The organism is Kitasatospora sp. NPDC057500, assembly GCF_042802195.1.
GTDB lineage: Bacteria > Actinomycetota > Actinomycetes > Streptomycetales > Streptomycetaceae > Kitasatospora.
Map to the genome: position 1 here is coordinate 1 of NZ_JBHVER010000323.1, position 5,710 is coordinate 5,710.

General features: G+C 75.3%; 4 protein-coding genes. 2 read left to right on the top strand and 2 right to left on the bottom strand.

Going from position 1 to position 5,710, the window contains the following annotated elements:
* Nucleotides 1-146: 146 nt before the first annotated feature.
* Together ACFU74_RS35530 and ACFU74_RS35535 are read right to left on the bottom strand one after the other, a co-directional pair.
* Nucleotides 147-2,537: a penicillin acylase family protein gene (locus ACFU74_RS35530; RefSeq protein WP_380764269.1), complete on the bottom strand. Its 2,391-nt coding sequence runs from the start codon at nt 2,535-2,537 to the stop codon at nt 147-149.
* Between the two features lie 147 nt (nt 2,538-2,684).
* On the bottom strand, nt 2,685-3,197 hold the full coding sequence (locus ACFU74_RS35535) for a DUF1269 domain-containing protein (protein ID WP_380764270.1): 513 nt from the start codon (nt 3,195-3,197) through the stop codon (nt 2,685-2,687).
* Between the two features lie 284 nt (nt 3,198-3,481).
* Here ACFU74_RS35535 and ACFU74_RS35540 point away from each other — a divergent pair, with 284 nt between their 5' ends.
* Nucleotides 3,482-4,804 (top strand): VWA domain-containing protein, encoded by a 1,323-nt coding sequence (locus ACFU74_RS35540; protein ID WP_380764271.1) that lies wholly within the window; start codon nt 3,482-3,484, stop codon nt 4,802-4,804.
* Between the two features lie 2 nt (nt 4,805-4,806).
* Nucleotides 4,807-5,679: a peptidase gene (locus ACFU74_RS35545; protein ID WP_380764272.1), complete on the top strand. Its 873-nt coding sequence runs from the start codon at nt 4,807-4,809 to the stop codon at nt 5,677-5,679.
* Nucleotides 5,680-5,710 lie beyond the last annotated feature (31 nt).

A 5,710-nucleotide genomic window follows, 5' to 3' on the forward strand; every position in this document is an offset into this window, starting at 1 on the left:
AGGGCCACCCCGGGGGGCCACGGGCACTTTCAGCCCCCCGCGGGGCCCCCCCCCCCCCACGCGCCGCCCGCCCCCCCCCGCCCCCCCCCCGGGACCCGCGCCGATCGGCGCCCCGCGCGAGACCGGGCAAGCGAGTTGACACTCCGTCAGCGATGCAGGGTGGTGACGGTCAGGCCCGGGGCGGAGCGGATCTCCGCCTCGGTGAAGCGCTCGGTCACCCACTGCTTGCGGGCGTAGCGGCGGGTCTGGTCGGTGAAGTGGGGCGAGGTCGGGTCGGCCGACTGCCCGTAGGTGAGCAGCGTCCGGGTGCGCGGGCCCCGATCGGTGAGCTCGGTGGCCATCAGGAAGCTGGAACCGTGCGGGATGCTCAGCAGGTCCGCCGGGTAGGTGCCCCCGCCGGTGCCCGAATCCGCCTTGGCCGTGAGCACGTTGAAGCAGCCGTGCTGGCCGGCGCAGCCGTGCAGCGGGATGCCCGCCCAGCGCTGGACGCGGCCGATCGGGGCGTCCACCGGCAGGCCCCGGGCCGCCAGGCCGCGCACCGCGTCGGCGAAGGCGCGCTGGGCGTCGGGGTGGTCGGCGGCGATGCCGCGCGGGGTGGTCAGCGGCTGCGCCGGGTCGTAGGGGACCGTCTGCCAGGCCGTCGTACGGGTCCTGGCCAGCGCGTCGCGGTACTCCTGCCAGAGCACGGTGCCGCGGCTGTCGGCGTCGGCCCGGGTGTTCCAGGCGGCCAGCGCGTCGCACCCGGCGCGCACGTCGACGCGGGTGCCGTCGGTCGCCGTGAGCACCGGGTGGGCGCGGCAGAGGACGACGGCGTCGTCGCGGTCCAGTTCGGCGCTCTGCACGCGGTTGCCGAACATGGCCGCCTGGAGGGAGTCGAGGGTGAAGCCGGGTGCGCCCAGGCCGTCGGTGCCGGCCCGGCGGTCGGCGATCATCCGCAGGCTCAGCTGCGGTCGCGACGCGAGTTCCGGACCGCCGTTGTAGACGGCGGGCAGGCCGGCGATCGGCGCGTCCGCGTTGGTCAGGTAGGGGCCGTTGTTGGCGTTGGCCACGTAGTCGGTGCGGGTCAGCACGGGGTGGTTGGCGGGGCCGAAGACTCCGGGGACCAGCGCGTCCGGGTCGCTGCCCGGGTCGCAGCCGGTGGTCGACCCGTCCAGCACGCCGTCGGCGAGCGCGTTCGGCACCAGGCAGCGCGCCCGCCGCTCGTCGGTGATGTGCGGGACGGCGGAGGAGTCGGTGAAGTGGACGGTTCCGCTGGAGTCGACGGCCGTGGTGTAGACCCACGGGGCGCCCTGGTAGGTGCGCTGGGCCTGCCGCAGCTGGTCGAGGTTCTGCGAACGGCCCATCGCCACCCACTCGTTGAGGGAGCGGAGGTTGTCGGCACTGGCGTCGCGCAGGGTGTAGGCGTGCTCGCCGGTCCAGCCCTCGGCCAGGACGTAGCCGTGGCGGGAGCGGTAGACCGTCCGGTCGACGGTGGAGAGCGTTCCGTCGGCGGCGCGGACGGTGACCGGGACGCTCTCCGCGGTCATCCGCTCGGCCCGGCCGTCCACGAGGTAGGCGGTCGGGTCGCCGGGCACCAGCGAGAGGCGGTAGGCGGTGAGGTGGTCGGCGTAGCTGGTGGTGTGGGTCCAGGCGAGGCCCTTGGTGTGGCCGATCTGCAGGAAGGGCAGGCCGTAGAGTCCGGCTCCGGCGACGTCCAGGACGCCGGGGATGGTCAGCTGGGCCTGGTAGAAGCGCTCCGCGCCGGCCCACTTGAGGTGCGGGTTGGCCAGCAGCAGGCCGTTGCCGTCGCGGCCGGCGTCCCGTCCGACGGCCCAGGCGTTGCTGCCGGTGTCGGGGCTGTCGGCCGCGCGGCGCACCCAGGTGGCCGTGCCGCCGGCGGCCGGCCCGGCGGCCGCCGAAGCGGCGGTGGCGCCACCGGGGACGGCGGTGGCGACCGAGTGCTTCGCGGTGCCCGCCAGGGTGTTGACGTCGAAGAGGATGTTCCAGAGGTCGTCGGCGGTGATCGGCCCGACCCACCCCTTCCCCCGGCAGGACGGGTCGGGGAGGCGGTCGGCGCCGGTGTCGCGCAGATAGCGGTTGTAGCCGGCGACGTAGCCGTCGACCAGCTGCCGCGCCTCGCCGGTCGGACCGAGCGGCGCCGGCTGCGCCAGCAGCCGCCGCACCGCCCCGGAGCGCAGCACGCCCTGCTGGTAGGTGTCGCTCTCCAGGTTGCCGAGCCGGTCCACGCCCCGCCCGTCCGGCCCGAACCAGCGGGAGCGCTCGCCGCGCAAGGTGACCACCTGGTCGGCGAGCTGGCAGAGGTTGTCCTGGGCGAAGGCGTACCCGTAGCCGTAGCCGAGCCCGCCGAAGTCCCGGGCGAGGACGTGCGGGACGCCGTACTCGGTCCGGCGGATCTTGGCCGTCCAGCCGCCCTGCCCGGCGGCCTGGGCGGGGGCGGGCGCCAGCGCCGTCAGCAGCCCGGCGGCCAGGCCGAGGGCGAGTTGGGTGTTGCGCCGGGCCGGCACGGGCCGGCGCGGCCGGCCGGCGGTCCTCGTCACGGGGGGAGTCGCCACGGACCGTCCAGGGGGTCGGGGCTGCGGGACGTCGTCGGGGTGACGGCCGGGGCGGACGGGCGGTGGGCCCGTCCGCCCCGGTGTGAGCGGCTGTACTTCCGGCGGGATCCGGGCTGTCGGAGGAGGCCGGTGTCAGGCGGAGGCCGGGGCGGTGTGCGCCCGGGAGGCCTCGACGGTCGCCTTGAGGTCGGCCTCGGCGGCGGCGGAGAGCGAGGTCTGGATGATCTGGCCGCCGTAGCGGGCCAGTGCCGGGACGACCTTGTCCGCGGTGGCCGTGCGGACCAGCAGGAACACCGCGGCGCTGCCCGGCAGGAGGTGCTGACCGACCTGGCGCATGAAGTCGTCGTCCACCCCGATGTCGGTGGTGGCGCCGACCGCGGCACCGGCCGCGCCGCCGACCGCCGCGCCGAGGAACGGCATGAAGAACAGCAGGCCGATCACCCCGCCCCAGACGGCGCCCGAGGCGGCCCCGGCGCCGGTGGTGCTGACCTGCTGGTGCAGCTTGATCTTCCCGTCCTCGCGGCGCTCGACGACGACCGCGTCCTCCAGTTCGATCAGCCGCTGCTTCTGCAGGGCGACCGCTTCGTCGCGCACCGCCCTGGCGGTGGCCAGATCCGGATAGGCGATCGCGAAGAGGTTGCTCACGTACGGGTCCTTCCCCTGAAGCGGACGTGTCTGCCGGGGCGGGCGCCGTACGGCCCCCTCTCCCCGCTCGTCACCCTAACGAGCAAATCCCTATCAATCGACTTTTCACCCGGTGTGTCCCGTATTGGCCGACGGACCGTCGGCCCGGACCGCACCACCGGCGCACCCCGGAGCACCCTCGCTCCGATCACCCACCAGCGCCCGCGAGTTCGCGCCGGAGCCCTGCCCCTTCGCGCACCGTCGCACGTTGGCCACGGGGAACTGATGATCCCTAGGATCGGCGGGTGATTAAAGGACGACGACCGAAGGCCAGGCTCGGCAGCCTGCTGGCCGCCCTGGCGATAACGGGCGGGACGCTGCTCAGCGGCCTGCCCGCCCATGCCGACGAACCATCAGCCGGCGCCGCCGGCCGGGAGGCCCCCCGGGTCGACCTCGTACTGGATGTCAGCGGTTCCATGCGCGAGGCCGACATCCAGGGCAAGACCCGCATCTCGGTGGCCCAGCAGTCGCTGAGCGACGTCATCGACGCCCTGCCCGCGGAGACCGACTTCGGCATCCGCACCCTCGGCGCCACCTACGACGGCAACGACAAGGCCCAGGGCTGCCTGGACACCAAGCAGCTCTTCCCCGTCGGCAAGACCGACAAGGTGGAGGCGAAGACCGCCGTCGCCACCCTGCGCCCGACCGGGTGGACCCCGATCGGCCTGGCCCTGCGCGGCGCGGCCCAGGACCTCGGAAAGGGCGAGACCACCCGCCGGGTGGTGCTGATCACCGACGGCGAGGACTCCTGCGCCCCGCCCGACCCGTGCGACGTCGCCCGCGAGCTCGCCGCCCAGGGCATCCACCTGGTGATCGACACCCTCGGCCTGGCCCACGACGACAAGACCCGCCGGCAGCTGCTCTGCATCGCCAACGCCACCGGCGGCACCTACACCGACGTACGCACCCAGGAGCAGCTCACCGAGAAGGTGAAGCAGCTGGTCGACCGCTCCAACGACACCTACGCGGTCGCCCCGGTCAAGACCGCCGGCACGGACACGTGCGAGTCCGCCCCCGTCCTCGCCCCCGGGGTCTACAGCGACCGCGAGAAGTTCTCCGAGCACCGCGTCTACCGCGTCCCGGTCAAGGCCGGCCAGGAGCTGCGCGCCTCGGTAAGCGTCTCGCTGGACCGCGCGGTCGCCCGTGACCACGGCGTCCTGCTGCAGGCCACCAGCACCACCGGCCAGGAGCTGGTCCGCGGCACCGACGCCGGCAGCGGCCGCACCGACGTCGTCTCCACCGGCCTGCGCCGGTCCGCCGACGCCTCCAAGGGCTACGCCACCGCCACCGCGTCCGCCTCCGCCTCGCCGAGCGGCAAGCCGGAGACCGTCGTCTGCCTGGTGGTCTCCAACTCGGCGGCCGGGCAGCCCGGCGTCGCGGCCGACCCCGGCCTGCCGCTGGAGCTGACGGTCGACCTGACCGCCGCCTCCCCCGCCCCGGACGGCCCGGCGATGGGCCTGGGCCGCGGCTGGATCCTGCTGCTCGTGCTCACCCTGGCGGGCCTGGTGACCGGCCTGCTGTTCGGCTGGATCGCCCGCTGGCGCATCGCTGTCTGGCAGGAGAACTGACCATGCGTACGTCCTTCCTCCGCACCGCCGCGGCCGCGCTGGCGCTGCTCCCGGCGCTCGCCCTGACGGCCCCGGCCGCCACCGCCGCCTCGCCCTCGCCGGGCGCGAGCGGCCGCCCGGCCCCGGCCAACAAGGCCGGCACCTCCTTCCTGACCGCCGTCAACCTGGCCCCCGGCCAGGACGCCGCGGTCTCCGTCTCCACCGGCGACTACCTGTACTGGTCGTTCGGCGCGGCCGAGGGCCAGACGCCCAAGGTGGACCTGACGGTCACCCTCGCCCCGTCCGCCGACCGGCACGACCCGCAGTCCTGGAGCGTCGAGGTGTTCGACGGGCTGCGCCGCCGCCAGTCCTGCACCGACGGCGTCCAGAACGCGACCGCCGCGACGGCCGCCGCCTCGCTGGCGCTCAGCTGCACCCTGCGCGAGGTCCGCTCCTGGGCCGAGCCGTGGTCCGGCGACCCGCTGCCGGGCAGCTACTACGTCCGGCTCTCGGTCGCCGACGCCCCGCAGCCCGACCTCGGCCTGCCTGCCTCGGTGGAGCTGCGGGTGACCGCCAAGGGCGACGCCGACAACGCCCAGCCGGAGGGCGGCGAGCTCAGGGCCCCGCTGGTCCCGCCGGCCGGTGGCGGCGCCGCCACCGCCAAGGCGGCGGCGCCGGAGGAGCCCGAGGAGCACTGGTACAGCGGCTGGTTCTCCGGCTGGAACAGCCGCTGGTTCTGGACCCTGGCCGGCGGCGCCCTGGCCGCCCTGGCCGGCGTCGTGGGCTACACCCTCACCCGGCACCCGCGCGGCCGCCGGCCGGCCCGCTACGGCGCCGTCCCGCCGCAGTCCGGCGCCCCGCAGCCGGGACCGTACGCGGGCTCCGGCCAGTCCTGACCCGTCCGCCCCGAGGGCCGGCCCGGAGAAC

What these genes read in the sequence shown, in the direction of transcription:
- ACFU74_RS35545 (WP_380764272.1), top strand. Translation starts at nt 4,807, where the DNA reads ATGCGTACGTCCTTCCTCCGCACCGCCGCGGCCGCGCTGGCGCTGCTC.